This window comes from Mesorhizobium sp. M7A.F.Ca.CA.004.06.1.1, from assembly GCF_003999135.1.
GTDB lineage: Bacteria > Pseudomonadota > Alphaproteobacteria > Rhizobiales > Rhizobiaceae > Mesorhizobium.
This window is the reverse complement of sequence record NZ_RZPQ01000859.1, coordinates 1-2331: the sequence shown is the minus strand read 5'-3', so window position 1 is coordinate 2331 and position 2331 is coordinate 1. Positions and strand designations below refer to the sequence as shown.

The window sequence follows — 2331 nt, the reverse complement described above, 5'->3', positions numbered from 1 at the left end:
GGCAAAACCAAAATGGTCATCCGCATGGCGCTGGCGCGAAAACTCCTCGTCATTCTCAATGCAAAAGCACGCGATGCGCGCATGGAGTTCGCCAATGCAACTTGACACCACAGATAGTCGCTCATTGCCCTGCCGGGCATTTCTCCCCGTAGAACGGGGAGAAAGACGCTAATTCACCGTCCGCCGCGTCCCCGGCAGGTCCAGCGAAAACGCCGGAATGGCGATGTCGAATGTCTCGCCCCGCTTGTTGCGCATCGTGTAGTGCCCGACCATGATGCCGGATGGTGTCGAGAGCGGGCAACCGGACGTGTATTGGTAGCTGTCGCCGGGATTGAGTTCGGGCTGGTCGCCGACGACGCCGGGGCCGCGCACCTCCTCCACCCGGCCAGTGCCGTCGGTGATATGCCAATAGCGCGACAGAAGCTGCACGAAGTCGTCCGACTGATTGTCGATCGTTATCTGATAGCCCCAGACATAGCGGTTCTCCGAGGGATCCGAGCGGTCCTCCAGATAGAACGGCCTGACCTGCACTTCGATGTTGCGCGTGACGGCGCTATACATAAGCGGCTCCAAAAAACGGTTCCAGCGGAACTTTCGGCGCTCTGTGCGGTTAGGTCAACCGACCGAAGCCTCCTCTGGCCGACCTCGCGGGCAGGTGCCGACAAAGAATGTCATTTAAGTGACATATGACAATGATGGTGTGCGCGGACTGGTGATGCGCGACTCGGGCGCTCTGCTGAACTGTTGAACCGGCCATCTTGCGGACCGGTTTTCCTGGAGTGACCGGATCTCGATGGAACTCACTCTCATAGCCGCCACGCTTTCAACTGTCCTCATCCTCTCGAATCTCGCCAGCATCGTGCTCGCCGCTTCGCGTCTGAAACGGCGCCACACCATTGGGCCGCCGGCCGCCAAGCCGCGGCCGGTGTCGATCGTCGTGCCGTCGCGCGGCGTCGAGCCGTTCACGCAGGAGACGCTGGAACGCGCCTTCTCGCTCGATTGGCCGCGCTACGAGTTGATTTTCTGCGTTGCCCATGCCGACGATCCGGTGGTCAAATTGATAAACAGGACGATCGTCCGGTTTCCGAAAGTTCCGGCCCGGCTGCTTATCGGCGACGACCGCATCAGCGCCAATCCGAAACTCAACAATTGCGTCAAGGGCTGGGAAGCGGCGCGGCACGACTGGGTCGTCCTGGCCGATTCCAACGTGCTGATGCCGAGAGACTACGTCCAGCACCTGATGGCTGCCTGGCGGTCCGGCACCGGCCTTGTCTGCTCGACGCCGATCGGCTCCCGGCCTGCCGGCTTCTGGGCCGAGGTCGAATGCGCTTTCCTCAACACGCTGCAGGCGCGCTGGCAATATGCCGGCGAGGCGCTCGGCCTTGGCTTTGCCCAGGGCAAGAGCATGCTCTGGAACAAGCCGATGCTCGACGCCAATGGCGGCATCCGCGCGCTGGCCGCCGAGATCGCCGAGGACGCCGCCGCGACCAAGCTGGTGAACAGCCTCGGCTTGCGCGTCAATCTCGTCGCCGCCCCCTTCGAGCAGCCGCTTGGCCGGCGCTCATTTGACGAGATCTGGTCGCGTCAGGCCCGCTGGGCGCGCCTGCGCCGCGTCACTTTCCCGCTGTTCTTCGCACCCGAAATCCTGACCGGCGCCTTGGTGCCGCTGGTGCTTGCGCTGATTGCCGCAGCCAGTGCCGGTTTCAGCCTCTGGGCAACCGCCATTGCCGTACTGGCGGCCTTCTACCTTCCGGAGTGCGCCCTGGCCTGGTCCAAGGGCTGGTACCTGTCGCCACGCATGGTCGCCGCGATCATGGCGCGCGACCTGATCCTGCCGGCGATGTGGGGACGCGGCTGGCTCGGCGGCGCCGTCGACTGGCGCGGCAATGCGATGACCATCGGCACCAAGACGGCCGAGCTGGAAGAGACGCCGTCCGGCGCCTGAAGGCGTCAGCTAGGTTTGACCGCTGGAATAATTATCGTATATACGGAAATGTTGCGTTAGGCTCTATTTTTGTGTATACATAATTTATGGGAACGCACCGGCGGCGATGCAGTTCGAGTGGGATGAAAACAAGGCCAGGATGAACAGGGCCAAGCATGGCGTGGATTTTGCGATCGCACCATCCTTCGACTTCGCCAACGCCGCTATCAGGCTCGACGACAGCGAGGACTTTGGCGAGGACCGCCTCGTTGCCATCGGTCTGATCGGAACTGGCGTCCATGTGATGGTTTATGTCGAGCGACGATACGCCATCCGCGTTATTTCGCTGCGCAAGGCCACAAGGCAGGAAATTACGGACTATGTCGAAAACCTCTAAGACCTGTCTC

At 61.8% G+C, this 2331-nt stretch carries 3 protein-coding genes and 1 pseudogene; 3 read left to right on the top strand and 1 reads right to left on the bottom strand.

The annotated features are described in order from the left end of the window. Positions 1 to 105 (top strand): annotated as a pseudogene (locus EN906_RS31280) (IS110 family transposase); the annotation flags it as partial. A gap of 63 nt (positions 106 to 168) precedes the next feature. Here the strand turns inward: EN906_RS31280 and apaG are convergent. Then, positions 169 to 561, bottom strand: coding sequence for a Co2+/Mg2+ efflux protein ApaG (gene apaG / locus EN906_RS31275; RefSeq protein ID WP_013533640.1), 393 nt, complete (start codon positions 559 to 561; stop codon positions 169 to 171). Between the two features lie 232 nt (positions 562 to 793). Between apaG and EN906_RS31270 the strand changes: the two genes are divergently transcribed. Together EN906_RS31270 and EN906_RS31265 are read left to right on the top strand one after the other, a co-directional pair. Beyond that, positions 794 to 1945 (top strand): ceramide glucosyltransferase, encoded by a 1152-nt coding sequence (locus tag EN906_RS31270; RefSeq protein ID WP_127276809.1) that lies wholly within the window; start codon positions 794 to 796, stop codon positions 1943 to 1945. 106 nt (positions 1946 to 2051) lie between these two features. Continuing rightward, positions 2052 to 2321 (top strand): BrnT family toxin, encoded by a 270-nt coding sequence (locus tag EN906_RS31265; protein WP_127272042.1) that lies wholly within the window; start codon positions 2052 to 2054, stop codon positions 2319 to 2321. Positions 2322 to 2331: the final 10 nt, after the last annotated feature.

What these genes read in the sequence shown, in the direction of transcription:
- apaG (WP_013533640.1), bottom strand. Translation starts at nt 561, where the DNA reads ATGTATAGCGCCGTCACGCGCAACATCGAAGTGCAGGTCAGGCCGTTC.
- EN906_RS31270 (WP_127276809.1), top strand. Translation starts at nt 794, where the DNA reads ATGGAACTCACTCTCATAGCCGCCACGCTTTCAACTGTCCTCATCCTC.
- EN906_RS31265 (WP_127272042.1), top strand. Translation starts at nt 2,052, where the DNA reads ATGCAGTTCGAGTGGGATGAAAACAAGGCCAGGATGAACAGGGCCAAG.